Source organism: Tsukamurella sp. M9C (genome assembly GCF_020169415.1).
Lineage (GTDB): Bacteria > Actinomycetota > Actinomycetes > Mycobacteriales > Mycobacteriaceae > Tsukamurella.
The window spans coordinates 25,817-51,806 of the sequence record NZ_JAIULG010000018.1; the positions used below are offsets into that span (position 1 = coordinate 25,817).

Here is a 25,990-nt window from a genome sequence, read left to right on the forward strand (position 1 = left end):
CTTTGCGCACGATTCTACGGGTCCAGGGCCTCAGGTGAAGAAATCCCTGAACCTGAGCTGAGGATCACACCGCTCGCGTTCAGCATCCAATGGACCACGAAGCAGGGCCACCACCTGCCGGTTCGTCGCGCGAGGGCGTCCATCAGGGCCCCGAAGCCCGCGGTGACGCCGATTGTCGGAAGGACGGGGTCGTGAGCGCTGTGCGCTGCGCCGACGTGCCACAAACCGAACGTCAGCGGCCCCGCCACGGCGCCCGCCCGTCGGCCGTAGGCGGCCTCCAGCGCCGGCGTCAGCGACCCGCGGAAGAGCAGTTCCTCCGGCAGCGCGGTGCCCAGCGGGATGTCCACGAGGACCCACTTCGCCCGGTTCGACGGTGCCTCCCGCCGCACGGGCCGGACGAGGGCCAGACCCGCCCCGGCGAGCGCTCCCCCGGCGACGACGCCGGCCGCCGTCGGGACGTGCGACCGGGCGAGGGCGGCGTCCGCGGCGCAGAAGGCGAGCGTCGCCGCCGAGCGGGCGTCCCGGTTCCAGCCGAACCGGTCCGCGAGGCGCGGCAGCGCCGCGTTGGACCACGCCACCGCGGCGCCCGCCGCCAGCGCGGGTGCTCCCCGCCGAGCCCGGGTCACTGCATCGTCACCCACGAGCCGAGCGAGCGGAACAGCGTGGCGGAGAAGGGCAGGTCGCTTCCGTAGCGCGCCGGATCGCGGGAGGCGTCCTCCTGCAGGGCGTGGCTCACGCCGCGCAGCCGCACGTAGTTCGCGTGGGTGCCGGTCATCACGTCGGCGAGGTCCTGCGTGGCGGAGCAGTCGACCGCGACGTCCGCGTCCGAGCAGGTGACGATGTTGTGCTTCTGCGGCGGCAGGGTCATCGCGGTGCGCAGTACGTCGGGCGTCCCCGCGGGCAGGCCGGTCAGCACGGGCTCGATGAGGGCCATCGGCACGGCAGCGCGTCCGGTGGCGCCGGTGCCCAGCGCGAGCGTCAGGGCCGCCGACGCACCGTGCCCGACGGCCAGCAGCCGGTCGTCGCCCAGGCCGGACCGCTCGGCGAGCGCCGTGAGGCCCTTCCCCGCGCGGTCCAGCTGGGCCGCGTAGTCCGGGGCGTCCGACGGTGCGCCGTCGAACCGCAGCGAGGCCACGCCGTGCTGGGCGAGCATCACCGAGAGCTCGCGCGCGGCGATCTGCCCGGCCCGGTCGGACCCGGCGAGGATCAGCGCGGCGCGCAGTCGCTGCGGATTGCGCGGCGAGACGTAGACGGCGGCGCCCGCGCTCACGGGCACCTGGACCGTCGACTCGTTCCAGTCCGCGGGCAGCGCCGCGGGCGCGGGCGGCGCGGGCTCCTGCGAGATCACCGGGGTGGGCTTGTCCGACGCGCACGACGCGACGGCGAGCAGCATCGCGAGGAGCACTGCGGCGAACCGCGTCCGGGCGTGGGTCATCGACTTCCCTCTCGTGGTTCGGCGCGTGGTCAGCGCAGGCGTTCTGCGGCGCGCGCGGTCTCGACGAGCCGGTCCGCGAGCTCGGCGAGTTCGGCCGGCTCGGCGCCCTCGGCGATGGCGGTCCGCACGTCCTCCGCGGCGCATCTCACCTCGAACATACGCTCCCCGACCGACTCGGCCTCGTCCGCGGTGAGGACCACGGAATCCGGAGGCAACGAGGTACCGGCGAGGGCGTTGCGGGACTCGTAGGCGCGCTGCCGGCAGGACCGGCGGCAGTACTTGCGGGTGCGGCCCGGCCCCTCGGAGACCACCTCGCGCCCGCACCACGCACATGCGGCGGACCTGCGACGGCGAGCGGTGGTCATGGGCCGCAGTCTAGTGAACCGGGTAGACTGGGAATGTTCGGCGTAGGCATGAGGTTGGGAGAAGCATGGCAGATCGAGTTCTACGGGGCAGCCGCCTTGGCGCGGTGAGCTATGAGACGGATCGGGACCACGACCTCGCTCCGCGCCGGGTGGCGCGGTACCGCACGGACAACGGTGAGGAGTTCGACGTCCCGTTCGCGGACGACGCCGAGCTCCCCGGCACCTGGCTGTGCAAGAACGGGCTCGAGGGCACCCTGATCGACGGGGTCGCACCCGAGGAGAAGAAGGCGAAGCCGCCGCGCACGCACTGGGACATGCTGCTCGAGCGGCGGTCCGAGGGCGAGCTCGAGGAGCTCCTCAAGGAGCGGCTGGACCTGCTCAAGGCGCGGCGCGGTAAGTAACGCGAGGTACGTCCGACGAACGCGAAGGGCCCCGGAGTGATCCGGGGCCCTTCGGCGTTCCTGCGGTCCTACTTGCCGCGCAGCTTCTGCAGCTTGCGCTTGCGGGCCCGGAAGCCCCACTTCGGCACCAGGGTGGCCGCCTCCTTGAAGATCGAGCCGCTCATCTTCGAGTCGCCGATCACCCGCTCGGTGAAGGTGATGGGCACCTCGACCACGGTGAAGCCGGCCTGCACGGCGCGCCAGGTCAGGTCGATCTGGAAGCTGTAGCCCAGCGACTCGACCTCGTCGAGGCCGAGGCCCTCCAGGGTCTCGCGGCGGAAGGCCTTGTAGCCGCCGGTGATGTCGCGGATACGGGTGCCCAGCATGACCTGGCTGTACACGTTGCCGCCGCGGGAGATCAGCTGGCGCGAGAGCGGCCAGTTCACCGTCTTGCCGCCGAAGACGTACCGCGAGCCGATCACCAGGTCGGCGCCGGCGTCGACCGCGGCGAGGTGCCGCTCGAGCTGCTCCGGGGCGTGCGAGCCGTCGGCGTCCATCTCGACGATGACGCGGTAGTCGCGCTCCAGGGCCCACTTGAAGCCCGCGATGTAGGCGCCGCCGAGGCCGTTCTTCTCGGCCCGGTGCAGCACGTGGATCCGGGGATCCTCGGCCGCCAACGAGTCGGCGAGGTCGCCGGTCCCGTCGGGGCTGTTGTCGTCGACCACGAGCACGTCGACACCGGGCTGCGCGCGGTGCAGCCGGCCCACGATGAGCGGCAGGTTCTCCAGCTCGTTGTACGTGGGGATGATCACCAGCGTCTTCGACGACGGCGCTGACGTCTCACTCATGCAGGTTCCTCGGTCCGTGGGCGGGGCTGAAACAGACCTCCATCGTGCCTTATCGCCATCGCGATTCCGCAGAGGGTGGCCACGAGCAGTGCCACCTCGCCCCAATCCCCCAGTCGCGCGGCAGGGGTGAGGCCGTCGCGCAGGCGGATCGTCTCGACGAGGTGGTCGTTGGTCCAGATGCTCGTCTGCCGGGTCACCTCGCCGTCGGGGCGCACCAGGGCGCTCACCCCGGTGGTGGCCGCGACCACCACGTCGCGGTCCAGCTCGACGGCCCGGACGCGGGACATGCCGAGCTGCTGGTAGGTCATCCCGGTGCGGCCGAAGGTGGCGTTGTTGGTGGGCACGGTGAGCACCTGCGCGCCGTTCTCGACGGAGCCGCGCAGCGCCCGGTCGAAGGCCACCTCGTAGCAGGTGGCGACGCCGAGCGGGACGCCGTTCGGGCGCACCACGCCCGGCCCGCTGCCCGGGGTGAAATCGTTCGCGAGGTCGACGTAGTCGCTGAACAGGCGGAAGAAGTCCCTCATCGGCATGGTTTCGCCGAAGGGCTGCAGGATCGCCTTGTCGTGCCGCTCCAGCGGGCCGCTCGCGTCGATGAGGATCATGCTGTTGTAGTAGCGGCCGGTGCCGTCGTAGTGCACGGTGCCGACCAGGATGGGGGCGCCCACGTCGGCGGCCGCCGCGCGGATCCGGGCCGCGACGTCCGGGTCGCGTTCCGGGGAGACGTCCGAGGAGTTCTCCGGCCAGATCACCACGTCGGGCTGTTTCTGCCGGCCCTCCCGGACCTCGGTCGCGAGTCGGTGCGTCTCGGTCAGGTGGTTGGTGAGCACGGCCTCCCGCTGGGTCGCGACGTCCCAGCGCTGCTCCGGCACGTTCCCCTGGATCGCGGCGATGGTCACCTCGCGCCCCGCCGACGGCGCGCCGACGGCCGGCCACGCCGCCGCCGCGCCGATCGCGACGAGGGCGGCCGCGGCCGCGGGCAGCAGGAACGTCCGACGGTCCGCGCGACGGTACGCCGCGACGCCCGCGGCGGCGAGGGCCGCGCCGAGCAGTGCCACCACGAACGACAGGCCCGGCGCGCCGATGTACCGAGCGAGGGCGAGCAGCGGACCGTCGGCCTGGCTGAAGGCGAGCCGGCCCCACGGGAAGCCGCCGAAGGGGAAGGAGGCGCGGGCCCACTCGGTCACGGCGAACGCCGCCGCGACCCACACGGGGCCGCCGGGGGCGCGGGCCACGCGCGTCGCGATCAGCCCGAAGGCGCCGTAGTAGAGGGCGCAGGTGATCCCGAGGCCGATCCACGGAAGTGCGCCCACCATGGAGTCGATCCACTTGAGCAGCGGGATGAACAGGCCCAGACCGGCGAGGAGGCCGTACCCGAAGCCGCCGCGGAGTGTCGGGCGCTCGCGGGTGGCGAGCACGGCGACGAGCGCCGCGACGCCGACCGGGGCGAGCCACCACAGGCCCGCGGGCGGGAAGGCGAAGAACAGCGCGACGCCGGCGAGCAGCGCGGCTCCCCCGCGGACCAGGAGTGTCACGCCGCGAACACCGTCCGGCCGTCGACCACGGTGCGCAGGCAGCGCGGCAGGCGGGCGCCGGGCGCGAGGTCGGGCAGCGGCGCGACGCCGGCGCGGGGGTCGGTCGACCAGCGCTGCACGGCGTCCGACGGTGCGCGGACCACCAGCTCGTCGGCGTCCCATACCGCGAACGTCGCGGGCGCGCCGGGGACCAGGGTCCCGGCGACGCCGTCGCGGACTCCCCCGGCGCGCCAGGCGCCGCGGGTGGCGGCGGCGAACGCGGCGCGGGGCGAGACAGCGCTGCCCGGCGTGTGGTGCTGCGTCGCGGCACGCAGGGTGGCCCAGGGATCGAGCGGGGTGACGGGCGAGTCCGAGGAGAAGGCGAGCGGCACGGCGTTCTTCGCGAGCAGGGCGAAGTCGTTGAGGGTCGCGGCGCGCTCCGCGCCGAGGCGGCGCGCGTACATCCCGTCGGGGCCGCCCCACAGGGCGTCGAACTGCGGCTGCATCGAGGCGTTGACGCCCCAGTCGCCCAGCTTCGCGGCCTCGTCCGGCGTGACCATCTCCGCGTGCTCGATCCGGTGCCCGCAGGAGGCGACCCGCGGCCCGCCGAAGGCGTCGACGGCCGCCGCGAACGCGGCGACCACCCGGGCGACCGCCGCGTCGCCGATGGCGTGGAAGCCTGCCTGGATCCGGGCTCGGGTGCAGGCCAGGACGTGCGCGGTGACGGCGTCCTGGTCGAGGTAGGCGACGCCGGTCGACGGTACGTCCGCATACGGCGCGTGCAGCAGGGCGGTGCGGCTGCCGAGCGATCCGTCGACGAAGAGGTCGCCGGCCAGGCCGTCCGCCCCGGTGCGGTAGATGATCGCGCGGGCGTGGTCGGCGTCGCGGGCGGCCTCGCCCCAGTAGCGGCGCACGTGGACGCCGTGCTCGAGGGCGCCGAGGAGAGTGAAGTCGCGCTCCCCCGCGATGTCGGGCCCGCCGCACTCGTGGACGGCGGCGATGCCGGCAGCCGCGGCGGCGTCGAGGGCGGCGGTCTGGGCGGCGGTGATCTGCGCGTCGGTGAGAGCGTCGGTGGCGGCCGCGCGGACGGCGTGGTGCGCGGCGGCGGTGAGCGGACCGTCGGGCGAGAAGCCGGCGAGGCCGTCCAGGCCGGGCACGAGGGCGCGCAGCGCGGTGCTGGCCTGCGCGGAGTGCTCGTCGATGCGGGCCGCGTAGATCACGCGGTGCTCGTCGAGGTCGGTGCGCTGCAGCGGGCGTTCCCAGGTGGTGTCGTCCCATCCGCGGGCGATCACGGTGTCGCCGGAGGCGCCGGAGAGCGCCGCGCGGACGGCGTCGAGCCCGCCGGTGAGGTCGGGGCCGGTGAGCGCGAGGCCCGTCGCGGTCACGTGCACGTGGGTGTCGACGAAGGCGGGCGCGACGAAGGCGCCGGCGAGGTCGGTGACCTGCGCGTCCGGGTGCAGGGCCCGCGCCGCGCGATCCTCCCCGATCCAGCCGATCACCCCGTTCTCGACGGCGATCGCAGTGGCGGTGGTGGACGTGGGCGTGTAGATCCGCCCGCCGACGAGCAGTTCGGTGGTCACGAAGGACCAGTCTGCCAACTACGGGGCGGGCGGCAACTCGCGGTACCCCGGGCGCGGTCCCGGGCCGCCGAAGTCGACCACGGGCTCGGCCGGCGTGCGCTGGTCGGTGACCACGTCACCGTCGACGACGGTGCCGTAGCCGCGCGGCTGGCCGGCGAGGACCGTGACCAGGCCGGACTCCTCGACGAAGGACGCGACGCGCTTGGCGCCGACGTACGCGACCGCGGGCCGGACCACCGCGCGGACCGGCTTGACCAGCAGCAGCAGGCCGAGCGCGGTGCTCACCACGCCCGGCACCGCGAGCAGGAAGACGGCGGCCGCGAGGATCGCGGTGTCCATCAGCGCGGGGCCCGCGGACCGCTGCCCGTCGAGGGCCTGCCCGAGGTCGCGGAGCACGCCCGCGGCGGTGCGGCGCAGCATGAGCACGCCGAGCACGGTGGCGCCGATCATGGCCAGCACGGCCCAGCCGAAGCCGAGCCAGGACACCAGCCCGGCGAACGCCGCGATCTCCACGACGATGTAGGTCAGGAACGCGAAGAGCTTCATACCGGTACAACGGGCGAACCGGGCGAATGGTTCCCGGCCCCCTCGCAATTGAACGACGTTCTGGAGAGGAAACCCGCAGGTGGCGTTCTCCAAAACGACGTTCAATCGGGGATCAGCGGTCCTCGAGGTCGCCTTCGGTGTCGAGGTAGGCCTGCTGGAGGGCGGCGAGGAGCTCGGGGTCCGGGGACTTCCACAGCTCGCGCTGCGAGGCCTCGAGGAGCCGCTCGGCGATGCCGTGCAGCGCCCACGGGTTGGACTCCTCCATGAACTTCCGGTTCTCGGGATCGAGGACGTAGTTCTCGGTGAGCTTCTCGTACATCCAGTCGGCCATCACGCCGGCGGTGGCGTCGAAGCCGAAGAGGTAGTCGACCGTCGCGGCCATCTCGAAGGCGCCCTTGTAGCCGTGCCGGCGCATCGCCGCCATCCACCGCGGGTTCACGACGCGGGCGCGGAAGACGCGGTTCGTCTCCTCGCTCAGCGTGCGCGTCCGCACCGCGTCCGGCCGGGTCGAGTCGCCGACGTAGGCCTCGGGGTCCGAACCGGTGAGGTGACGGACCGTCGCGACCATGCCGCCGTGGTACTGGAAGTAGTCGTCCGAGTCGGCGATGTCGTGCTCGCGGGTGTCGATGTTCTTCGCGGCGACATTGATCCGCCGGTATGCGGCGCGCATGTCGTCGGCGGCCGGCGCACCGTCGAGCCCGCGGCCGTAGGCGTAGCCGCCCCAGGCCGTGTAGACCTCCGCGAGGTCGGCGTCGCTGCGCCAGTTCTTCGAGTCGATGAGCTGCAACAGGCCGGCGCCGTAGGTGCCGGGCTTGGAGCCGAACACCCGCGTGGTGGCCCGACGGGGATCGCCGTGGTCCGCGAGCGCGGCGCGGGTGTGCGCGGCGACGAAGTTGGAGTCGTCCGGCTCGTCGAGCTGCGCCACCAGCTGCACGGCGTCGTCGAGCATCGCCACGACGTGCGGGAAGGCGTCGCGGAAGAAGCCGGAGATGCGGACGGTGACGTCGATGCGCGGGCGGCCGAGCTCCTCCAGTCCGATGACCTCGAGGCCGGACACGCGCCGGGACTGCTCGTCCCACACGGGCGTGACGCCGAGCAGCGCCAGCACCTCGGCGATGTCGTCGCCGGCGGTACGCATGGCCGACGTGCCCCACACCGACAGCCCCACCGACTTCGGGTACTCGCCGTGCTCGTCTCGGTATCGCGAGACCAGCGAGGCGGCCAGCTCCTGCCCCGTCGCCCAGGCGAGCCGCGAGGGCACCGCCTTCGGGTCCACGGAGTAGAAGTTGCGGCCGGTCGGCAGCACGTTGATCAGCCCGCGCAGCGGCGAGCCCGACGGGCCCGCGGGCACGAAGCCGCCGGCGAGCGCGCGCAGCACGTGGTCGAGCTCGTCGCCGGTGCGGCGCAGTCGGGGCACGACCTCGGTCGCCGCGAAGTCGAGGATCTTGGCCACGGCCGGGTCGTCCGTGAGGCCCGGCATCGCCGACGGTGCCCAGTCGGCGGCCGCGGCGGCGACGACGAGTTCGCGGGCGCGGGCCTCGAACTCGTCCGTCTTCGCTTTCGACGCGGTGCCGTCCTCCTCCAGGCCCAGGGCCTCGCGCAGGCCCGGCGTGTGCACGGAGCCCGCCCACATCTGCTTGGCCCGGAGCATGGCGAGCACGAGGTCGGTCTCCGCGTCGCCCGACGGTGCCGCCCCCAGGATGTGCAGGCCGTCGCGGATCTGGACGTCCTTGATCTCGCACAGCCAGCCGTCGACGTGCAGGATCATGTCGTCGAAGGCGTCCTCGTCGGGCTGGTTCTCCAGGCCGAGGTCGTGATCGAGCTTCGCCGCCTGCAGCAGCGTCCAGATCTGCTGCCGGATCATCGGCAGCTTCGCCGGGTCCAGGCTCTGCACGTTGGCGTACTCGTCGAGGTGCTGCTCCAGCCGCGCGATGTCGCCGTAGCTCTCCGCGCGCGCCATCGGCGGGATGAGGTGGTCGACGAGCACGGCGTGCGCGCGGCGCTTGGCCTGCGTGCCCTCGCCCGGGTCGTTGACCAGGAACGGGTAGATCAGCGGGAGGTCGCCGAGCGCGGCGTCCGTGCCGCACGAGGCGGACATGCCGAGCGTCTTGCCGGGCAGCCACTCCAGGTTGCCGTGCTTGCCGAGGTGGATGACCGCGTCGGCGCCGAAGCCGTGCTCGCGGTCGGCGAGCCAGCGGTAGCTCGCCAGGTAGTGGTGGCTGGGCGGCAGGTCCGGGTCGTGGTAGATCGCGACGGGGTTCTCACCGAAGCCGCGCGGCGGCTGCACCATGACGGTGAGGTTCCCGAACCGCAGCGCGGCGATCGCGATGTCGCCCGAGCCGGTGGTGAAGAGGGATCCGGGCGCCTCGCCCCAGTGCTCGGTCACCGCGTCGCGCAGGTCCTGCGGGAGCGTCGCGAACCAGGCGCGGTAGGTCGCGGGGTCGACGGTGACCTCGCTCCCGTCGAGCCGCTCGTCGGAGAGCCAGTCCGGGTCCTGGCCGCCGCGGGCGATGACGGCGTGGATGAAGGCGTCGGAGTCGTCGGCCTCGAGCCCCGGGATGTCCGACGGTGCGCCGACGTCGTAGCCCGCGTCCGCGAGGCGACGGATCAGCTCCAGCGCCGACTGCGGCGTATCCAGGCCGACGGCGTTGCCGATGCGGGCGTGCTTGGTGGGGTACGCGGAGAGCATGAGCGCGATCTTCTTGTCCGCGTTCGGTATGGAGCGCAGCCGCGCGTGCCGCAGCGCGAGGCCCGCGACCCGGTCGGCGCGCTCGGCGTCCGGGACGTACGCGGGCAGCCCGTCGTCGCCGATCTCCTTGAAGGAGAAGGGCACGGTGATGATCCGGCCGTCGAACTCCGGGATCGCGACCTGTGTCGCCACGTCGAGCGGGCTGAGGCCGTCGTCGCTGCCCTCCCACTGCTCGCGGGAGGTGGTGAGCGCCAGGGCCTGCAGGATCGGGATGTCGAGCGCGGCGAGGCGGCCCACGTCCCAGGACTCGTCGTCGCCGCCGGCCGCGGCACCGGCGGCGTTGACGCCGCCCGCGGCGAGCACCGTGACGACCAGGGAGTCGAGCGTGCCGAGCTCGGCGAAGAGGGCGTCGTCGGCGGTGCGCAGCGAGGCGCAGAAGATCGGCACCGCCACGGCGCCGCGCGCTTCGATCGCCGTGGCGAGCGCGTCGATGTAGGCGGTGTTGCCCGCGAGGTGCTGGGCGCGGTAGTACAGCACGCCGATCCGCGGGCCGTCCTGCGCCGCCGCAGGCCGGTCCACGATCCCCCACTGCGGCGCCGCGACGGGGGGCTCGAAGCCGTCGCCGGTGAGCAGCACCGTATCCGAGAGGAAGTGGTACAGCTGCGCCAGATTGTCGGGGCCACCCTCGGCGAGATAGGCGTGCGCCTGGGTGGCGACGCCGGCGGCCACCGTCGAGGCCTCCATGAGGTCGGCGTCGGGCGCCTGCTCCCCCGAGACCACGACGACCGGCTTCCCGCTGGCCGCCAGCGCGTCGAGGCCGCTCTCCCAGTAGCGGCGGCCGCCGAGGATGCGCACCAGCACGATGTCGGCGCCGTCGAGCAGGCCGGGGAGGTCGAGCTCCACGCTGATCCGCGCGGGGTTGGCCCAGCGGTAGTCGGCGCCGCTGGCCTTCGCGCTGAGGAGGTCGGTGTCCGAGGTGGAGAGGAGAAGGATCACCTCACCAACCCTAGTGGGCGCCGATTCAGACGATCGTGCCCGAGTGCAGTCCGGGCAGGCGACCGTACGCGCCGCGGATGTGCGCCTCCGTGAGCTCGGCGGCGCGGGCGGAGTCCCCCGCCTCGATCGCGGCCAGGATCGCCCGGTGCTCCTCCTGCAGGACCGCGGTGAGCGCCGGCCAGTCGTCGATCTCCTCGAACGCGGCGAGGATCCCCGGGCGGAGGGCGCTGCGGATGGCGACCGTCACCGTCGTGACGAGGCGGTTCCCGCAGGCCTCGGCGATCGCGGTGTGGAAATCGGTGTCGGCGTCGTTGAAGGCGGCGCGGTCGTCGCCGGCGGCATCCATCGCGGCGAGCGCGGCGCGGACCGGCGCCAGCGCCGCGGTCTCGGCGTCGCGGGCCGCGAGCGAGACCGAGGACCGCTCGAGGAGGACGCGCGCTTCGACGACCTCGGGGAACTCGAAGTTGCTGAGGGCCATGTGCAGGCGCAGGAAGTGGGAGAGGGAATCGGCGGGCACGGCGCTGACGAAGGTGCCCGCGCGGGGCCCGCTGCCGGTGCCGGACGTGACGACGCCCTGCGCCTCCAGCACGCGCAACGCCTCCCGGACCGCCGGCCGGCTCACCTCCAGCCGCGCCGCCAGGTCGCGCTCGGCGGGCAGCGCGTCACCGACGCGGAGCGAGCCCGCCAGGATCTGCTCCTCGATCGCGCTGATGACCAGGTGGTACGTGCGGGTGCGAGCGACGGGCCGCCAGTCCGGTGGGTCGAACGTCATGTCCCTCAGCCTTCCACGAGGAGCGCGCGTCGGTTGACATGTGGTCTCCGTCACCCTACCTTCGATCCTGTGGTCAGACCACACGACATCGACCGGACGGAGGCCTCGTGAAAGTCGCGTTGTTCGCCACGTGCTTCAACGACACGATGTGGCCCGAGACGCCGAAGGCGGTGGTCCGGCTGCTGGAGCGCCTCGGCGTCGACGTCGAGTTCCCGCAGGCCCAGACGTGCTGCGGCCAGATGTTCACCAACACCGGGTACGCCGACGAAGCGATCCCCGGCGTCCGGCGCTTCGTCGACGTCTTCGCCGGTTACGACGCCGTCGTCGCCCCGTCGGGCTCGTGCGTCGGGTCCGTGCGGCACCAGCACGCGGGCCTCGCGGACCGCGCCGGCGACCGCGGGCTCCGGACCGCCGTCGACGAGCTGACGCCCCGGGTTCACGAGCTCAGCGAGTTCCTCGTGGACGTCCTCGGCGTGACCGACGTGGGCGCCTACTTTCCGCACCGCGTGACGTACCACCCCACGTGCCACTCGCTGCGCATGCTCCGCGTCGGCAACCGCCCGCTGCGCCTGCTCCGCGCGGTCCGCGGCATCGACCTCGTGGAGCTCCCCGACGCCGACCAGTGCTGCGGCTTCGGCGGCACCTTCGCCATGAAGAACGCCGACGTCTCCGTGGCGATGGGCCTGGACAAGACCGGACGCGTCCGGGACACCGGCGCCGAGTACCTCGTCGCCGGCGACAACTCCTGCCTCGCGCACATCGGCGGGCTCATGTCCCGCACCGGCGACCGCACGCGCACCGTCCACCTCGCCGAGATCCTGGCGTCCACGGAAGGGGCCCCGCGGTGACCACCGGACATCCGCACGTCGGCGTGACCGGCACGTTCGTCGGCATGCCGACGTTCCCGGACGCCGCCCGGGAGGCGCTGGCCGACACCACGCTGCGCCGCAACCTGGCGCACGCCACGAAGGTCATTCGGGGCAAGCGGGCCTCCGTCGTCGGCGAGCTCGACGACTGGGAGCAGCTGCGCGACGCGGCCGAGGCGATCAAGAACCGCACCCTGCGCCACCTCGACCACTTCCTCGAACAGTTCGAGGCCAACGCCACCGCCGCGGGCGCGGTCGTGCACTGGGCCCGCGACGCCGAGGAGGCGAACCGGATCGTCGTCGACCTGGTGCGCGCCGCCGGCGCGAAGGAGGTGGTGAAGGTGAAGTCCATGGCCACCCAGGAGATCGAGCTCAACGAGGCCCTCGCGGCCGCCGGGATCGACGCCTGGGAGACCGACCTCGCGGAGCTCATCGTGCAGCTCGGCGAGGACTGGCCGAGCCACATCCTGGTGCCCGCGATCCACCGCAACCGCACCGAGGTGCGCGACATCTTCCGGCGCCGGATGAAGGAGGTCGGCCGCCCCGCCCCGGACGACCTCACCGACGAGCCCGCCCGGCTCGCCGAGGCCGCGCGCCTGCACCTGCGGGAGAAGTTCCTCCGCGCCGAAGTCGGCGTGAGCGGAGCGAACTTCGCGATCGCCGAGACCGGCGGCCTCGTAGTGGTGGAGTCCGAGGGCAACGGCCGCATGTGCCTCACGCTGCCGAAGACCCTCATCTCGGTGGTGGGCATCGAGAAGATCCTGCCGACCTTCGACGACCTCGAGGTGTTCCTGCAGGTGCTCCCCCGCTCCAGCACGGGCGAGCGCGAGAACCCGTACACCTCGATCTGGACCGGGCCCTCCGGCGACGGCGACGGGCCGGAGGTCGTGCACATCGTGCTGCTCGACAACCATCGCACCGACGTCCTCGCCGACGAGGTGGGCCGCTCCGCCCTGCGCTGCATCCGCTGCTCCGCGTGCCTGAACGTCTGCCCCGTGTACGAGCGGGTCGGCGGCCACAGCTACGGCTCCGTCTATCCCGGCCCCATCGGCGCGATCCTGACGCCGCAGCTGCGCGGCACGTCGTCCGCGGTCGACGCCTCGCTGCCCTACGCCTCCACGCTCTGCGGCGCCTGCTTCGACGCCTGCCCCGTGAAGATCCCCATCCCGGACCTGCTGGTCCACCTGCGGACCCGGGTGGTCGACGAGGCGCGCGGCGGCGTCCCCAAGCCCGAGGCCGCCGCGATGAAGGGTGCGGCGTGGATGTTCGGCAGCGCCGGCAGGCTCGGCGCGGCGCAACGAGTGGCGACCCTCGGTGGCCGGATCTTCCGCCGTCGCACGACGTTCGGCAACCTCCCGGGTCCGATGCGCGGCTGGAGCGCCGAGCGCGACACCCCCGTCCCGCCGACGGAGACCTTCCGGCAGTGGTGGGCACGCGAACACGAGGGAGGCGACGGGCGATGACCGCACGCGAGGAGATCCTCGGCCGGGTCCGGGCCGCGCTCGCCGACGTCGGCGACCGCGACGCCGCCGAGACCCCGGTCCCCTGGACGTACGGCCGGCCCGTCGGGACCGGCGATCTCGACGTGGTCGACCGGTTCGCGGAACGAGTCGCCGACTACCGCGCCCAGGTCCGACGGTGCGCCGCCCCCGATCTCGGCGCGACGGTGCGCGAGCTGCTCGGGCCCGTCGACGATGCGGCGGGGGTGCTCGGCGACGAGGTCGTCCGCGACCTCGTCCCCGGGCCGCTCCCCTGGCTCGACGACGACCGCCTCTCGCCGTACCGGCTCGACGCCGCCGCTGCCGTGGTGACCACCGCCACCGTCGGGATCGCCAACACCGGGACGATCGTGCTCGACCACGGCCCGGGCCAGGGGCGCCGGGCCGTCACCCTGGTGCCAGACGTGCACGTCTGCATCGTCCACGCCGACCGGATCGTCGACGACGTCCCCGCGGTCGTCGCGCGGCTGCGGGACTCCGGCGCGGACGTCCGCCCGCTCACCTGGATCAGCGGGCCCAGCGCGACGAGCGACATCGAGCTGGACCGCGTGGAGGGCGTGCACGGCCCCCGGAACCTGCGGGTGATCGTCGTCGAGTGAGCGCGTTCAGAGCACGGCGTCGTGCATGACGATGCCGGGAGCGGCCGCGTCGACGAGGTCGGTGTTCGCCTCGTCGCCGCCGGCATAGGCGACGACGCTCGACGTCTCGATCCGGGTCTCGCCGCCGACGCGCACGACGCAGTCCACGGTGAACAGGTCGATCCCGGCTCGCGTCACGCGGTCGGAGATCCGGGCTCCCAGCGACGCGACGTCGCCGATCCGGATCGGCGTCACCTGGCGGACCGTCTGGGAGACGTGCAGCAGCCGGCCGACGTTGAACTGCTCGATCTGTTCCGCCAGCAGCCGCGCGGCCACCTTGAACACCGGATCCGCCACGATGAGCGGCGGGACGGGCGTGTCCCGCGGGATGATCCGGCTGCTCGCGTACGGGACGTGCGGCGAGCGGGTGGCCCGGCCGTACGACCGCAGTCCCTCGGAATCGACGGAATAGCAGTCGTCCAGCCAGTGGGTGTAGTCGCCGTCGGTCATTCGGCGACTGTAGCGCCCCGCACCACGTCGGGAGCCGCCATCGTCAGGTCGAGCAGGGCCATCATCGAGTGGTAGACGTCGGTGAGCGGATAGATGTCGCGGGCGGCGCGCGCCCGGGCGACCGCGCCCTCGATCGAGCTCATGAAGACGGAGGCGAAGACGAGCGCGCCGCGCTCCTCGACGCCGTAATCGACCAGCGCGGAGGCGAACCGCCGCTCGCACTCGGTGTACGCGGCGGTGGCGGCGTCCTGCACGCGGGGCGCGCCGTCGGCCAGGGCGGCCGCCAGGAGCGGACACCCGACCTGGAACTCGGAGCGGACCAGCACCCGCTTCCACAGCTCGATGAACCGGCCGATCCACTCGTGGGGCTCGCCCTTGCTGGTCGCGGCGTCGATGTACCGGAGCAGGCGGCGGCCCGCGAGCGACGTGGACGCCTCCACGAGCTCGGCCTTGCCGCCGGGGAAGTACTGGTACAGCGAGTTCTTGGAGGCCTGCGACTGCGCGGTGAGTTCGGCGAGGCCGGCGTCGGCGAAGCCGTGGCGTCCGACCAGGTTGAGCGCGGTGTTGACCAGTCGCACGCGGGGGCGGGGGCGCGGCTTCGGGGCGGTGGGCATCGTGGCCGGACCCTCCTCGACTCTTCGGAAACAGCGGACGTCCACCGAAGTGGAGTCCGCCACGCGGCGTGGCGGCGCTTGTTTGAACCGCTCGGTTCATGTTACCAATGACGGGTCGATGAACCGAATGGTTCATCCGCGCCACCCCTCGAACGGAGTACCTCACGCATGACCGCCCCCGCCCGGATCGCCCCTCCCGCCCCCGCTGAGCAGTCGAACGTCAGCTACCTCGGGATCGGCGCGTACCGACCGCGGCGCGTGGTGCCCAACTCCGAGATCGTCGACAAGATCGACTCGAGCGACGAGTGGATCAAGACCCGCTCGGGCATCGAGTCGCGGCACTTCGCCGAGGACGACGAGACGATCCTGTCGATGTCGGTGAAGGCCGCCGAGCGCGCGATCACGGCCGCGGGCATCGATCCCCAGCTGGTCGACTGCGTCATCTCCGCGACGAACACCCGCCTGGAGCTGGGCCCCTCGCTCGCGCCGCAGATCGCCAAGGAGCTGGGCCGCGTCGGCGTCCCCGCGTTCGACATCACCGCCGGCTGCTCCGGCTTCACCACCGCCGCCGCCGTCGGCACCGACCTGATCCGGGCCGGCACCGCGAAGTACGTCGTGGTCGTGGGCGTCGAGCGCCTCTCCGATCTCATCTCGCCCGAGGACCGCACCTGCGCGTTCATCTTCGCCGACGGTGCCGGCGCGGCCGTGCTCGGACCGTCCGAGGAGGTGGGCGTCTCCCAGGTGTCGTGGGGCGCCGACGGCGACTTCACCACCGCGATCTTCCAGGACAAGGACTTCGGCACGTACTTCGACGAGGTCCACGCCTTCCGGGACGACACCACGACCGAGGCGCCCGTCCGCCCGTTCCTGCGCATGGAGGGCCGCAAGGTCTTCCGCTGGGCCGCGACCGCGCTGCTCCCCGCGTGCCAGGAGGCGCTCAAGCTCGCCGGCCTCACCTCGAAGGACATCGACGTCTTCGTGCCGCACCAGGCCAACCTGCGGATCACCCAGGTGCTCATCAAGGCGCTCGAGTTGCGCGACGACTGCGTGGTCGCCGAGGACATCGTGACCACCGGCAACACCTCCGCGGCGTCGATCCCGCTCGCCGTCGAGGAGCTCCTGCGCACCGGCAAGGCGAAGCCCGGCCAGACCGCGCTCGTCATGGCCTTCGGCTCCGGCCTGGCCTACGCCGGCCACGTCATCACCCTGCCGCCGGTCCACTTCGAGGACTGATCGTCCTGCAGCCGAAGCAACCCGACGCCTGCCCGGGGGTCCTGCGACCGCACGCCGCGGCCGACGGTGCCCTGGTCCGGGTCCGGCTGCCCGGCGGAGCGCTCGAACCCGCTCAGCTCGTCGCCCTCGCGGAACTCGCCGGTGACGAGCCGATCGAGCTGACCTCGCGCGGCAACGTCCAGCTGCGCGGCGTCGCCGACCTCGACGCCGCTGGCGGGCTTCTCGCCGACGCGGGACTGTTGCCCTCGCCGACACACGAGCGCGTGCGCAACATCGTCGCCTCGCCGCAGGCCGGCGAGCTCCGGGAGACCGCCGCGGCGCTCGACCGGGCGCTCGTGGCGCGCGCCGCCCTCGCCGAGCTCCCGGGTCGGTTCCTGTTCGCCCTCGACGACGGCGCCGGCGACGTCGCGGCGCTCGCCGCGGACGCCGAGTCGCGCGGCGGCGTGCTCCACCTCGCCGGGCGGCCGACCGACCTGCCCGGCACCGTCGACGCGCTGCTCGACGCCGCGCAGGCGTTCCTCGACCTGCGCGGCGACGAATGGCGCGTGCACGACCTGCCCGACGGTGCCGACCGCATCGCCGCCGCGCTCGGCGGGCGCACCACCGGGCCCCGTTCCGTGCCCGCGCCCCCCACGCCGCCTCCCGTCGGCTGGTTCGACCGGCCCGACGGCTCGGTGACGCTCGGGATGGGCGTTCCGCTGGGCCGGCTCGACCCGCGCACCGCGCAGTTCGTCGCCGCCGTGGACCACCCGATCACGATCACGCCGTGGCGGACGGTACACGTGCACGGCCTCGACGAGGGCGTTGCGGAGACCGTGGTGCGGGTCCTCGCGCCGATGGGCCTGATCTTCGACGCGAACGCGCCGCTCCTGCGGGTGAGCGCGTGCGTCGGCGATCACGGATGCGCCCGCGCGCACGGCGATTCGCTCGCGCACGCGGCGGACATCGCCGACGACATCGCCGACGACGAGCGGGTCCACGTGGTCGCGTGCGAGCGCGGCTGCGGCGCACCGTCGGGCGAACACCGACGGGTGGTCGTGACCGGCGAGCCCGGCGAATAGACTTCCCGGGTGCACGACTACCTCACCGACGGCGCCGAGATCTACCGGCGATCGTTCGCCACGATCCGCGCCGAGGCGGACCTCGCCGCCCTCGCCGCCGACGCGGAGACGGTGGCGGTCCGCATGATCCACGCCGCCGGCCAGGTCGATCTGGATCGCGACATCCGCATCTCCGCCGGCGCCGTCGCGGCCGGACGCTCCGCGCTGCGCGCCGGGGCGCCCATCCTCGCGGACGCGAACATGGTGGTGCACGGCGTCACCCGCGCCCGCCTGCCCGAGGACAACGAGGTGCTGTGCCAGCTGCGCGATCCGCGCGTGCCCGCGCTGGCCGCCGAGATCGGGAACACGCGCAGCGCCGCGGCCCTGCAGCTGTGGGGCGAACGCATGGCGGGCGCTGTCGTCGCGATCGGCAACGCGCCGACGGCCCTGTTCCACCTGCTCGACCTGCTCGCGGCGGGCGCGCCGAAACCCGCGGTCGTCGTGGGGATCCCGGTCGGCTTCATCGGCGCCGCCGAGTCGAAGGACGCGCTCGTCGCGGAGGCGGCGGGGCTGGGCGTCGAGTACATCACCGTGCTGGGCCGCCGCGGCGGCAGCGCGATCACGGCGGCGGCGCTCAACGCGCTGGCGCGGGAGGAGGAGCTGTGACGGGGATCCTGTACGGCGTCGGCGTGGGTCCTGGCGATCCGGAGCTGGTCACGGTCAAGGCCGCGCGCCTCATCGCCGAGGCCGATGTGGTGGCCTATCACAGTGCGCGGCACGGCCGCTCGAACGCGCGTGCGTGCGCCGCGCCGTACCTGCGCGAGGGCCAGGCGGAGATCCGGTTGATGTACCCGGTGACCACCGAGACGACCGATCACCCCGGCGGCTACCGCGGCGCGCTCGACGACTTCTACGCCGGCGCCGCGGAGGAGCTCGCCGAGCACCTGACCGCGGGGCGCAACGTCGTGCTGCTCGCCGAGGGCGACCCGATGTTCTACAGCTCCTACATGCACATGCACAAGCGGCTGCGTGATCGGTTCGAGTGCGTCGTGGTCCCGGGCGTCACGTCCGTGAGCGCCGCGGCCGCCGCCACCGGTGTGCCGCTGGTCGAGGCCGACGAGGTGCTCACCGTGCTGCCCGGCACGCTCCCCGAGTCCGAGCTGCGCCGCCGCCTCGCCGACACGGACGCCGCCGCGATCATGAAGCTGGGCAGGACCTTCCCGACCGTTCGCGGCGCCTTGCAGGACGCCGATAGGGACGGCGCGGCCTGGTACGTCGAGCGGGCCAGCCGCGCGGACGAGCGGGTGCTCGCGGTCGACGATGTGAGCGCCGAGGACGTGCCCTACTTCGCGACGGTGCTCGTGCCCGGCCGGATCAACGCGCCCACGGCACCGTCGGGCGGCGAGGTCGTGGTCGTCGGTCTCGGCCCCGGCGACGAGGCGTGGACCACGCCGGAGGTCCGGCACGAGCTGTCCGAGGCGACGGACATCGTCGGATATCAGACCTACACCGCCCGGGTGCGCCCGCGGCCGGGCCAGCGCGTGCACGCCTCCGACAACCGCGTGGAGGCCGACCGTGCCCGGCACGCCCTGGAGCTCGCGGCCGGCGGTGCCCGCGTCGCCGTGGTGAGCTCCGGCGATCCCGGCGTGTTCGCGATGGCCTCCGCCGTCGCGGAGGTGGCCGCCGATCCGGCCTTCCACGACGTCCCCGTCCGCGTGCTGCCGGGTATGACGGCGGCGAACGCCGTCGCGAGCCGCGTGGGCGCGCCCCTCGGCCACGACTACGCGGTGCTCTCGCTCTCGGACTACCTCAAGCCCTGGGAGGTCATCGAGCAGCGGCTGCGCGCCGTCGCCGCGGCGGACCTCGCGCTGGCCGTGTACAACCCGGCGTCGAGGACGCGCCGCGAGCAGCTCGTACGGATGCGCGACGTGCTGCTCGAGGTGCGCTCCCCCGAGACCGTCGTCATCGTCGGACGCGCCGTCGGCTCGCCCGAGGAGACGCTGACGGTGACCACCCTCGGCGCGTTCGAACCCGAGCAGGTGGACATGCGCTGCCTCCTCATCGTCGGGTCCTCGCGCACCGAGGTCACCGAACGCTCCGGCGGTCGGATCGTGCACACTCCCCGTAAGTACTGACAGAAGGAGACGGATGATGGCGAAGGCGTATTGGATCGCGTTCTACCAGGAGATCAAGGACCCCGAGAAGATGGCGGCGTACGCGGCCATCGGCGGGCCCGCGATCACCGACGGCGGCGGGCGCTTCATCGTCCGCGGCCAGGCCGCCGTCGCCTACGAGGCGGGGAAGATCGAGCGCACCACGGTCATCGAGTTCGACAGCCTCGAGCAGGCCGTCGCCACGCACGACTCCCCCGCCTACCAGGAGGCCCTCGCCGCCCTCGGTGACGGTGCCGTCCGCGAGATCCGCATCTGTGAAGGCTCCTGACCTGCGCTGACCCGCCGCCGCGGAGCCTGCCCCTCACAGGGGCAGGCAACCGCGCGCGTAGTGGACCAGACTCGGGGACATGATCGATGAGACCGCCCCGACCCTGGCGTCCTTCCTCCGCTCCCGGCGCGCCGCGGTGGACGCCGACGCTCTCGGCCTCCCCAGCTACGGCCGACGGCGGGTCCCGGGCCTGCGCCGCGAGGAGCTCGCCGAGCTCGCCGGGGTCTCGGTCAACTACCTGACCCGCCTGGAGCAGGGCGCCGCGGGAAATCCCTCCGGCGAGGTCCTGAGCGCACTCGCCCGCGCCCTGCAGCTGAGCGAGGTCGAGCGCCTGCACCTCCTCGAGCTGGCTCGTCCGTCGGGCGAGGGCGCGGCGCCGATCGATCGGCACGGCGCCGGATTCGTCGGCGTGCGCCAACTCGTCGACGCGATGGAGACGCCCGCCGTGGTGCTCTCGCTCAATCAGGACATCCTGGCGTGGAACCGCCTCGGCAACGCCGTTCTGGCCCCGCACGTCCCGTACGAGGACCTGCACGCCGATCCGCCGCCGAACAAGGTGCGGCAGACCTTCCTCGATCCGGAGGTCCGGTCGCTCTTCGTCGATTGGGAACTGGAGGCCGAGCTGGCCGTCGCGTCGCTCCGCTGGGTCGCCGCCCAGTTCCCCGACGACGCGGCCCTCCGCGGCCTGCTCGGCGAGCTGGTGCTCGACCGCGACTTCGCCCGGCTGTGGGCACTGCAGGCCGTCGAGCTGTGCACCAGCGGCGTCAAGCGGTTTCACCATCCGTGGGTGGGCCGGCTCGACCTCTGTTACCAGATGCTCCACCTCCCCGAGTCCGACGGTGCCCGCATGATCGCATTCAGCGCCGCGCCCGGCAGCCCGGACGACGACGCCCTGACGCTGCTGCGGCACCGCGTGGCCGACTGAGCCGCACCCCAGCCCCAACCCTCCTCCACCAGGGTCGCCGAACCGCGGCGACCACTGGCGATCCCCGCTGCCCGAAGAACGGACCCGTCATGCCCCTGCACCCCCAGGCCGCCGCCCACCTCGCCGCCATCGCCGGCGCCGCGCCCGTCCACGCCGGCACCGTCGCCGAGGCCCGCCGAGCGGGACGCGGCTACCTCGACCTGCAACGCCGCGCACCCGACGTCGACCACGTCCGGCACACCTACGTGATCGGCCCGGGATCGTCTCTGCCCGTGCGCGTGTACCGCGACGGCCCGCCCGGCGGACCTGTGATCCTCATGCTGCACGGAAGCGGCTTCGTGATCGCCGACATCGAGGTCAGCGACGAACCCGCGCGGCTCCTGGCGCTCGCCACGGGCTTCACCGTCGTCACCGTCGACTACCGGAAGGCGCCCGAGAACCCCTATCCTGCGGCGATCGACGACGCCGCGGCCGTGCTCGAGTGGATCGCCTCCGGCGCGCTCGACGTGGATCCGGAGCGGATCGCGGTTATCGGCGACAGCGCCGGTGGGACGATCACCGCCGCGCTCGTGCAGCGCGTCCGGGATCGGGGCGGACCGCCGATCGCCGCCCACGCGGTCCTCTACCCGCCGCTGCGGCCCGGTGGGTACGACGACCTCGCCGCGGACGAGGTGAGCCTGTCGCCCGCCGACATGGAATGGTTCTGGAGCCAATACCTTCCCGACGGCGACGTGCCGACCGGCGCGGCGCCCCTGAACGCGCACGATCTCACCGGACTCCCACCGGCCTTCGTCGCGACGGCGGAGTTCGACGTTCTGCGCGGCCACGGCCGGCAGTACGCGGAGGCTCTCCGGGCAGCGGGCGGTGCCGTCGACTACCGCGATTATCCCGGCACCCTGCACGGCTTCTACTGGATGGACGCCGTGCTCGACGCCGCCACCGACCTCCAGCGCGACCTGGCCGTCTGGCTGCGCGCGACCCTGAACGGAGCCCGATGATGACCGCCACCTCGCACCGTCGCCTGCACCCCGGACTGCTCGCACTCGCCATGGGCGGCTTCGGGATCGGGCTGACGGAGTTCTCCATCACCGGCCTGCTCTCCGACGTCGCGAGCGACCTGGGCGTGAGCATCCCCGTCGCCGGCGGACTGGTCACCGGCTACGCGCTCGGCGTCGTGTTCGGCGCCTTCACCGTGACGCTCGCCCTGGTGTCGCGGCCGCCGAAGACCGCGCTCCTGATCCTGCTCGCCCTCTTCGTCGCGGGGAATGCCCTCTCCGCGGCCGGCCCCACCTACGAGCTGGTGATGGCGGGTCGGATCCTCGCGGCGCTGTGCCACGGCGGCTTCTTCGGGATCGGCGCCGTGCTCGCGGCGCGGCTGGTCACGCCCGACCGCCAGGCGTCGGCGATCGCGCTGATGTTCGCCGGGCTCACCGTCGCCAACGTGCTCGGCGTCCCCGCCGGTACCGCGCTCGGTCACCGATTCGGGTGGCGGGCCACGTTCGTCGCGGTCGCCGTGATCGGGCTCGTGGCCATGGCGGCGATCGCCGTCCTGGTGCCGAGCGTGCCCGCCGAGACGACCTCGGTGCGGACCCAACTGTCGGTGCTGTTGCGCCCGTCCGTCTGGATCGCCTGCGCTGTCACGGCTCTCGTCTTCGGCGGGCTGTTCGGCGCCTTCACGTACATCGAGCCGCTGCTGCGGTCCGTGACCGGCTTCGGCGCCGCCGCGATCCCCTGGCTCCTGGTGCTGTTCGGTCTTGGCCTGTTCGCCGGCAACCTCGTGGGCGGTCGTGCCGCCGACCGGGACGCGGACCGCGCGTTGCTCACGTTCGCCGTGCTCCTGCCCCTCGCCATCGCGGCGGTCGCGGTGCTCGCGGGCTCGCAGCCGCTCGTCGCGGTCGCGCTCGCCGTCATGGGCCTCGTCGGCTTCGCGACGGTGCCCGCCCTGCAACTGCGCGTGCTGCGGAACGCCGGCACCGCGACGCTCATCGCCTCGTCGGCCAACATCGCGGCGTTCAACCTGGGCAACGCGGTGGGTGCACAACTCGGCGGCACGGGGATCAGCCTCGGAGGCGGCCCCACGTCGCCGGTGTGGATCGGCGTCGCCCTGAGCGGTGCGGGCGCCCTGCTGGCCGCCGCGAGCATCGCCGCCGAGCGACGGCGCCGCGCTCCTCGTCCCGGTGTGCGGGTCGACAGTGCGGCGGTCTGAGCCCTGCTCGCCGGTCCCCGGAACAGCGGGGGCCGGCGAGGCGTTGGACGGTGCATGGCCTCGACCGAGTTCGACCCCCGCACCCTGATCGCCGCCAGCCGGATCGGCGTCCTCGCGACGCTCCGGGCCAGTGGCATGCCGCAGCTCTCCCCCGTCACCACGGTGTACGACGTGGACGCCGACCGGATCCTCGTGTCCATGACCGCGGGCCGCGCGAAGGAGGCGAATCTGCGCCGCGATCCGCGGGCCGCGATCGAGTTCACGAGCGCCGATGGCTACACCTGGGCCACCGCCGAGGGCACCGCGACGCTCATCGGCCCGTCGACGGATCCCGATGGTGCCGAGGTGGACGCGCTCGTCGACTACTACCGCACCGGCGCCGGCGAGCATCCCGACTGGCGCGAGTACCGCGAGGTGATGGTCGCGGACCGCCGGGTGCTGCTGGTCCTGCAGATCACGCACGCGTACGGCGCCAAGCTGCGCTGAGCGTCCGCGTCGGGCCTCAGGCGACGCCGAAGCGGGCGATGGCCTCCACGGCCGTCACGCGGCCCGCGGTCGCGAGATCCAGGTTCGCGAGCGATGCCGCGTGCACGTCCGGATCCGCCGCGGCGACGCAGTCCTCGACCACGTGCACGACGAGGCCGAGATCGGTGCCGTGCCGCGCGGTCTGCTCGACCGTGAGGTTGGTCGCGACGCCCGTCAGGTAAATCGTGTCGATCCCGTGCTCCGCGAGCCATTCCGTCGCCGGCCCCGCGAGCCCCGAGAGTCGTTGGTTGTCGTAGATCGCGGTCGGCTGGTCGGCCATCGCGGCGATGATCCGCGCGCCGTCGGCGTCCGGGCGGAACGACTCCTGCGCGTCGCCGACCGCCTGCATGAACGCGGTGTTCCGCACGAGGTCCCCCTCACCCTCGGGCACGGTGAACCGGGTGAAGATCACCGGCACGCCCGCCGCGAGCGCCGCGTCGTGGAAGGCCGCGGCTCGGTCCACGACGCCGGACTCCTCGACCGGTTCCGCCAGCATCGGACCGAAGAAGCCCTCCGGCTCGATCACGTTCACCTGCCAATGCAGGGCCAGGACAGCAGCTGTCATACCTCGATCATGCCGCGCTCAGTCCACCGCCCGCAGGAACTCGGTGACCTCGACGGCCCACTCCTCGGCCTCGGACGGCGTGAAGATGTGCCCGGCCCCGACGTAGTCGACGACGCGCGCCCCGGGGATCGCGCTGAACTCCCGGGCGATGTCGGCGGGCACCAGCCGGTCGCCGCCCGCGACGACGACCAGGGTGGGGACCGCGAGGCCGGGCAGGAGATCGGTGACGTCCACGCGCCCGGCGAGATCGATCTGCGCGGACATCCCCTCCGGCATGGTGTCGCGGACCGCGATCCGTGTCTCCTCGAGCGTCGCCGGCGGAAGCGCACGCAGCGTCGCGTCCGAGGACGCGACGGACAGCACGTACGCCGCGAGCGCGTCGTGGGCGCCGGCCGCAGCGAGCGCGCCGATCGTTTCCGTGACCGTCCGTACCCGGAAGTCGGATCGGGCGACGCCGACCGTCAGCACCAGCGCCGAGACGTGCTCGGGGTGGCGGTGCGCGGCCGTGACCGCCACGGCCGCCCCGAGGGAGAGCCCGACGACGGGGAAGCGCTCGGCGCCGCGGCTCACGGCGGCCGCCACGACGCGATCGGCGAGGTCCTCGAGGGCGAGCGGCGCTGCGCCGAGCGGGGTACCGCCCGATCCGGGCCACGACGGTCCAACGAACCGCAGGTCGGGCGCGCGGTCGACCAGCGCGGCGAAGTTCTCGAGCACCCCGCCGCCCGCGCCGTGGGCGAGCGCGACGACGGGGCCGGCGCCGCGGTCGACGACGGCGGATGAGGAAGCGGACAGGATCTGGGCGGCACGATCGGAATACATGCGTGCAGTGTGCGGGTTGACGCTGGTGTGAAGGTCAAGGGCGAGATGCTGATCGGCGAGTTGTCCGAGGTCACAGGCGCGAGCGCGCGGTCCCTGCGGTACTACGAGGAGAAGGGCCTCCTGGCCGCGGAGCGCACCCCCGCCGGCTACCGCGTCTACGACGGGAACGCGGCCTCGCAGGTGCGCCGGATCCGCGGCCTCCTCGACGCCGGCTTCGACACCGACGCCATCCGGGTGATCCTCCCGTGCGCCCGGAACGAGCGGACCGTCGACCTGTGCCCCGCGATCGAGGCCGCGATGCGCGCCACCCTGTCCCGCATCGATGCGGACCTCGGCGAGCTGGCGCGCAGACGCTCCGCCGTCAGCGCGCTTCTCGGGTGAGCAGGCGCGCCCCCACCAGGGCCACGACGGCGCCGGGGAGGACATTGACCAGCAGGATCGGGAACTCCTCGGCCACGGTGTAGCCGTGGGAGACGCCGACGGCCAGGTTGCCGATCATCGCCAGCGTCCAGAGCACGACGAAGGCGATCGCCGCCCGCTGCGGGCCGACGGTGCCGACCTTCCTGCCGACGGCGAGGAAGATCAACGCCAACACGATTCCGAGGGTGACGATGACGATCGTCCGCACGGTGGTCAGCCCTCGCGGATCGTCATGGACGCCAGGCGTTCCCCGGCGACGGCGAAGGTGAACTCGCTGAGCCCGTTGGCGTGGGTGCTGCGCCAGTCGCCCACCACGGTCACGGTGTCGCCGTCGACGGTGACCTTCTCCGGCGTCAGCACGCCCTTCGCGCCGATGAACTCCTTCGCGCTCCACCCCTGCATCGCGGCGCGATCGCCGAAAACGCGGCCCCAGTCGTCGATGTAGCCGTCGGCGGTGAAGGCGTCGAGGAAGGCCGCCTCGTCACCGGCGTTCACGGAATCGATGAACTCCTTGACCGGGCTGGGGATCTCGATGTTCGTCATGCGCGTCTCCTCGTCGTAGCGTCCGTGGGCTTGCAGCCCCACAGTCGCCATCGTAGGGGCGCGAGTGCGGCTGTGCCGCTCGA

Annotated in this window: 29 protein-coding genes; 14 read left to right on the forward strand and 15 right to left on the reverse strand. The window is 73.1% G+C overall.

Translation table 11 applies throughout. The features are described 5' to 3' along the window. Positions 1–14: 14 nt before the first annotated feature. The 3 genes from LB823_RS24045 to LB823_RS10950 are packed head-to-tail and all read right to left on the reverse strand — an operon-like array spanning position 15 to position 1,800. On the reverse strand, positions 15–641 hold the full coding sequence (locus LB823_RS24045; protein WP_224647110.1) for a CPBP family intramembrane glutamic endopeptidase: 627 nt from the start codon (positions 639–641) through the stop codon (positions 15–17). After that, positions 623–1,435 (reverse strand): hypothetical protein, encoded by an 813-nt coding sequence (locus LB823_RS10945; RefSeq protein ID WP_224647111.1) that lies wholly within the window; start codon positions 1,433–1,435, stop codon positions 623–625. Before LB823_RS10945 ends, LB823_RS24045 begins: the two co-directional genes overlap by 19 nt. 29 nt (positions 1,436–1,464) lie before the next feature. Further along, positions 1,465–1,800, reverse strand: coding sequence for a hypothetical protein (locus tag LB823_RS10950; RefSeq protein WP_224647113.1), 336 nt, complete (start codon positions 1,798–1,800; stop codon positions 1,465–1,467). 65 nt (positions 1,801–1,865) lie between these two features. On the opposite strand from LB823_RS10950, the gene LB823_RS10955 reads away from it, so the two are divergent. Further along, positions 1,866–2,201 carry an RNA polymerase-binding protein RbpA gene (locus LB823_RS10955; protein ID WP_068534369.1) on the forward strand — a complete coding sequence of 112 codons (336 nt, stop codon included), beginning with the start codon at positions 1,866–1,868 and terminating at the stop codon, positions 2,199–2,201. 68 nt (positions 2,202–2,269) lie between these two features. On the opposite strand, the gene LB823_RS10960 is transcribed toward LB823_RS10955, so the two are convergent. From LB823_RS10960 to LB823_RS10985, 6 genes are all read right to left on the reverse strand, one after another. After that, on the reverse strand, positions 2,270–3,028 hold the full coding sequence (locus LB823_RS10960; RefSeq protein ID WP_224647114.1) for a polyprenol monophosphomannose synthase: 759 nt from the start codon (positions 3,026–3,028) through the stop codon (positions 2,270–2,272). Continuing rightward, on the reverse strand, positions 3,025–4,560 hold the full coding sequence (lnt, locus tag LB823_RS10965; protein WP_224647115.1) for an apolipoprotein N-acyltransferase: 1,536 nt from the start codon (positions 4,558–4,560) through the stop codon (positions 3,025–3,027). Before lnt ends, LB823_RS10960 begins: the two co-directional genes overlap by 4 nt. After that, positions 4,557–6,119 (reverse strand): amidohydrolase, encoded by a 1,563-nt coding sequence (locus LB823_RS10970; RefSeq protein WP_224647116.1) that lies wholly within the window; start codon positions 6,117–6,119, stop codon positions 4,557–4,559. The genes lnt and LB823_RS10970 overlap by 4 nt, the downstream gene beginning before the upstream one ends. Positions 6,120–6,137: 18 nt before the next feature. Further along, positions 6,138–6,665 carry an FxsA family protein gene (locus tag LB823_RS10975; RefSeq protein ID WP_224647118.1) on the reverse strand — a complete coding sequence of 176 codons (528 nt, stop codon included), beginning with the start codon at positions 6,663–6,665 and terminating at the stop codon, positions 6,138–6,140. 112 nt (positions 6,666–6,777) lie between these two features. Next, the gene (gene cobN / locus LB823_RS10980; RefSeq protein WP_224647119.1) at positions 6,778–10,350 is read right to left on the reverse strand and encodes a cobaltochelatase subunit CobN; all 3,573 of its coding nucleotides are present in this window, start codon (positions 10,348–10,350) and stop codon (positions 6,778–6,780) included. 25 nt (positions 10,351–10,375) lie between these two features. After that, the gene (locus tag LB823_RS10985) at positions 10,376–11,122 is read right to left on the reverse strand and encodes a FadR/GntR family transcriptional regulator (protein WP_224647121.1); all 747 of its coding nucleotides are present in this window, start codon (positions 11,120–11,122) and stop codon (positions 10,376–10,378) included. A 107-nt stretch (positions 11,123–11,229) separates the two neighbouring features. Between LB823_RS10985 and LB823_RS10990 the strand changes: the two genes are divergently transcribed. The 3 genes from LB823_RS10990 to LB823_RS11000 are packed head-to-tail and all read left to right on the forward strand — an operon-like array spanning position 11,230 to position 14,086. After that, complete coding sequence (locus tag LB823_RS10990; RefSeq protein ID WP_224647123.1) at positions 11,230–11,970, forward strand: (Fe-S)-binding protein; 741 nt, start codon at positions 11,230–11,232, stop codon at positions 11,968–11,970. 44 nt (positions 11,971–12,014) lie between these two features. Beyond that, positions 12,015–13,451: a LutB/LldF family L-lactate oxidation iron-sulfur protein gene (locus LB823_RS10995; protein WP_224647191.1), complete on the forward strand. Its 1,437-nt coding sequence runs from the start codon at positions 12,015–12,017 to the stop codon at positions 13,449–13,451. Further along, entirely contained in the window at positions 13,448–14,086 is a 639-nt protein-coding gene (locus tag LB823_RS11000; protein ID WP_224647125.1) for an LUD domain-containing protein, read from the forward strand. Before LB823_RS10995 ends, LB823_RS11000 begins: the two co-directional genes overlap by 4 nt. Positions 14,087–14,092: 6 nt before the next feature. On the opposite strand, the gene LB823_RS11005 is transcribed toward LB823_RS11000, so the two are convergent. Continuing rightward, positions 14,093–14,575 (reverse strand): MaoC family dehydratase N-terminal domain-containing protein, encoded by a 483-nt coding sequence (locus tag LB823_RS11005; RefSeq protein WP_224647126.1) that lies wholly within the window; start codon positions 14,573–14,575, stop codon positions 14,093–14,095. Further along, complete coding sequence (locus LB823_RS11010) at positions 14,572–15,189, reverse strand: TetR/AcrR family transcriptional regulator (protein WP_224647128.1); 618 nt, start codon at positions 15,187–15,189, stop codon at positions 14,572–14,574. Before LB823_RS11010 ends, LB823_RS11005 begins: the two co-directional genes overlap by 4 nt. A 168-nt stretch (positions 15,190–15,357) precedes the next feature. Here LB823_RS11010 and LB823_RS11015 point away from each other — a divergent pair, with 168 nt between their 5' ends. From LB823_RS11015 to LB823_RS11060, 9 genes are all read left to right on the forward strand, one after another. After that, positions 15,358–16,422, forward strand: coding sequence for a beta-ketoacyl-ACP synthase 3 (locus LB823_RS11015; RefSeq protein WP_224647129.1), 1,065 nt, complete (start codon positions 15,358–15,360; stop codon positions 16,420–16,422). Continuing rightward, a complete protein-coding gene (locus LB823_RS11025; protein WP_374201311.1) occupies positions 16,422–17,483 on the forward strand; it encodes a precorrin-3B synthase in 1,062 nt (353 codons plus the stop codon). The genes LB823_RS11015 and LB823_RS11025 overlap by 1 nt, the downstream gene beginning before the upstream one ends. A 9-nt stretch (positions 17,484–17,492) precedes the next feature. Further along, positions 17,493–18,128: a precorrin-8X methylmutase gene (locus LB823_RS11030; RefSeq protein WP_224647131.1), complete on the forward strand. Its 636-nt coding sequence runs from the start codon at positions 17,493–17,495 to the stop codon at positions 18,126–18,128. Continuing rightward, positions 18,125–19,597: a precorrin-2 C(20)-methyltransferase gene (locus LB823_RS11035; RefSeq protein WP_224647133.1), complete on the forward strand. Its 1,473-nt coding sequence runs from the start codon at positions 18,125–18,127 to the stop codon at positions 19,595–19,597. Before LB823_RS11030 ends, LB823_RS11035 begins: the two co-directional genes overlap by 4 nt. Positions 19,598–19,613: 16 nt before the next feature. Beyond that, positions 19,614–19,904: a DUF1330 domain-containing protein gene (locus tag LB823_RS11040; RefSeq protein WP_224647135.1), complete on the forward strand. Its 291-nt coding sequence runs from the start codon at positions 19,614–19,616 to the stop codon at positions 19,902–19,904. Between the two features lie 79 nt (positions 19,905–19,983). After that, positions 19,984–20,829 carry a helix-turn-helix domain-containing protein gene (locus LB823_RS11045; RefSeq protein WP_224647137.1) on the forward strand — a complete coding sequence of 282 codons (846 nt, stop codon included), beginning with the start codon at positions 19,984–19,986 and terminating at the stop codon, positions 20,827–20,829. A gap of 89 nt (positions 20,830–20,918) precedes the next feature. Beyond that, positions 20,919–21,827, forward strand: a complete 909-nt coding sequence (locus tag LB823_RS11050) for an alpha/beta hydrolase (RefSeq protein WP_224647139.1) — start codon at positions 20,919–20,921, stop codon at positions 21,825–21,827. Continuing rightward, complete coding sequence (locus tag LB823_RS11055) at positions 21,827–23,035, forward strand: MFS transporter (protein ID WP_224647141.1); 1,209 nt, start codon at positions 21,827–21,829, stop codon at positions 23,033–23,035. Before LB823_RS11050 ends, LB823_RS11055 begins: the two co-directional genes overlap by 1 nt. 54 nt (positions 23,036–23,089) lie before the next feature. Continuing rightward, positions 23,090–23,521: a PPOX class F420-dependent oxidoreductase gene (locus tag LB823_RS11060; RefSeq protein ID WP_224647142.1), complete on the forward strand. Its 432-nt coding sequence runs from the start codon at positions 23,090–23,092 to the stop codon at positions 23,519–23,521. Positions 23,522–23,537: 16 nt separating this feature from the next. Here LB823_RS11060 and LB823_RS11065 read toward each other — a convergent pair whose 3' ends face one another. After that, the gene (locus LB823_RS11065) at positions 23,538–24,125 is read right to left on the reverse strand and encodes a cysteine hydrolase (RefSeq protein ID WP_224647143.1); all 588 of its coding nucleotides are present in this window, start codon (positions 24,123–24,125) and stop codon (positions 23,538–23,540) included. A gap of 18 nt (positions 24,126–24,143) precedes the next feature. Then, a complete protein-coding gene (locus LB823_RS11070; protein WP_224647145.1) occupies positions 24,144–24,944 on the reverse strand; it encodes an alpha/beta fold hydrolase in 801 nt (266 codons plus the stop codon). Positions 24,945–24,953: 9 nt separating this feature from the next. On the opposite strand from LB823_RS11070, the gene LB823_RS11075 reads away from it, so the two are divergent. Continuing rightward, positions 24,954–25,325, forward strand: a complete 372-nt coding sequence (locus LB823_RS11075) for a MerR family transcriptional regulator (RefSeq protein WP_224647146.1) — start codon at positions 24,954–24,956, stop codon at positions 25,323–25,325. Here LB823_RS11075 and LB823_RS11080 read toward each other — a convergent pair. Together LB823_RS11080 and LB823_RS11085 are read right to left on the reverse strand one after the other, a co-directional pair. Further along, complete coding sequence (locus LB823_RS11080) at positions 25,306–25,572, reverse strand: hypothetical protein (RefSeq protein WP_224647147.1); 267 nt, start codon at positions 25,570–25,572, stop codon at positions 25,306–25,308. The genes LB823_RS11075 and LB823_RS11080 overlap by 20 nt on opposite strands. 5 nt (positions 25,573–25,577) lie before the next feature. Further along, positions 25,578–25,907: a nuclear transport factor 2 family protein gene (locus tag LB823_RS11085; RefSeq protein WP_224647148.1), complete on the reverse strand. Its 330-nt coding sequence runs from the start codon at positions 25,905–25,907 to the stop codon at positions 25,578–25,580. Positions 25,908–25,990 lie beyond the last annotated feature (83 nt).

Excerpts from the sequence above, each read along its gene's own strand:
- LB823_RS10995 (WP_224647191.1), top strand. The coding sequence starts at position 12,015 with ATGCCGACGTTCCCGGACGCCGCCCGGGAGGCGCTGGCCGACACCACG.
- LB823_RS11070 (WP_224647145.1), bottom strand. The coding sequence starts at position 24,944 with ATGTATTCCGATCGTGCCGCCCAGATCCTGTCCGCTTCCTCATCCGCC.
- LB823_RS10985 (WP_224647121.1), bottom strand. The coding sequence starts at position 11,122 with ATGACGTTCGACCCACCGGACTGGCGGCCCGTCGCTCGCACCCGCACG.
- LB823_RS11045 (WP_224647137.1), top strand. The coding sequence starts at position 19,984 with ATGATCGATGAGACCGCCCCGACCCTGGCGTCCTTCCTCCGCTCCCGG.
- LB823_RS11055 (WP_224647141.1), top strand. The coding sequence starts at position 21,827 with ATGACCGCCACCTCGCACCGTCGCCTGCACCCCGGACTGCTCGCACTC.
- LB823_RS11010 (WP_224647128.1), bottom strand. The coding sequence starts at position 15,189 with ATGCCCACCGCCCCGAAGCCGCGCCCCCGCCCCCGCGTGCGACTGGTC.
- LB823_RS11040 (WP_224647135.1), top strand. The coding sequence starts at position 19,614 with ATGGCGAAGGCGTATTGGATCGCGTTCTACCAGGAGATCAAGGACCCC.
- LB823_RS10955 (WP_068534369.1), top strand. The coding sequence starts at position 1,866 with ATGGCAGATCGAGTTCTACGGGGCAGCCGCCTTGGCGCGGTGAGCTAT.
- LB823_RS11005 (WP_224647126.1), bottom strand. The coding sequence starts at position 14,575 with ATGACCGACGGCGACTACACCCACTGGCTGGACGACTGCTATTCCGTC.
- LB823_RS11060 (WP_224647142.1), top strand. The coding sequence starts at position 23,090 with ATGGCCTCGACCGAGTTCGACCCCCGCACCCTGATCGCCGCCAGCCGG.
- LB823_RS11065 (WP_224647143.1), bottom strand. The coding sequence starts at position 24,125 with ATGACAGCTGCTGTCCTGGCCCTGCATTGGCAGGTGAACGTGATCGAG.
- LB823_RS11015 (WP_224647129.1), top strand. The coding sequence starts at position 15,358 with ATGACCGCCCCCGCCCGGATCGCCCCTCCCGCCCCCGCTGAGCAGTCG.
- LB823_RS10945 (WP_224647111.1), bottom strand. The coding sequence starts at position 1,435 with ATGACCCACGCCCGGACGCGGTTCGCCGCAGTGCTCCTCGCGATGCTG.
- LB823_RS11000 (WP_224647125.1), top strand. The coding sequence starts at position 13,448 with ATGACCGCACGCGAGGAGATCCTCGGCCGGGTCCGGGCCGCGCTCGCC.
- LB823_RS10975 (WP_224647118.1), bottom strand. The coding sequence starts at position 6,665 with ATGAAGCTCTTCGCGTTCCTGACCTACATCGTCGTGGAGATCGCGGCG.
- LB823_RS10950 (WP_224647113.1), bottom strand. The coding sequence starts at position 1,800 with ATGACCACCGCTCGCCGTCGCAGGTCCGCCGCATGTGCGTGGTGCGGG.
- LB823_RS10960 (WP_224647114.1), bottom strand. The coding sequence starts at position 3,028 with ATGAGTGAGACGTCAGCGCCGTCGTCGAAGACGCTGGTGATCATCCCC.
- LB823_RS11085 (WP_224647148.1), bottom strand. The coding sequence starts at position 25,907 with ATGACGAACATCGAGATCCCCAGCCCGGTCAAGGAGTTCATCGATTCC.
- LB823_RS11050 (WP_224647139.1), top strand. The coding sequence starts at position 20,919 with ATGCCCCTGCACCCCCAGGCCGCCGCCCACCTCGCCGCCATCGCCGGC.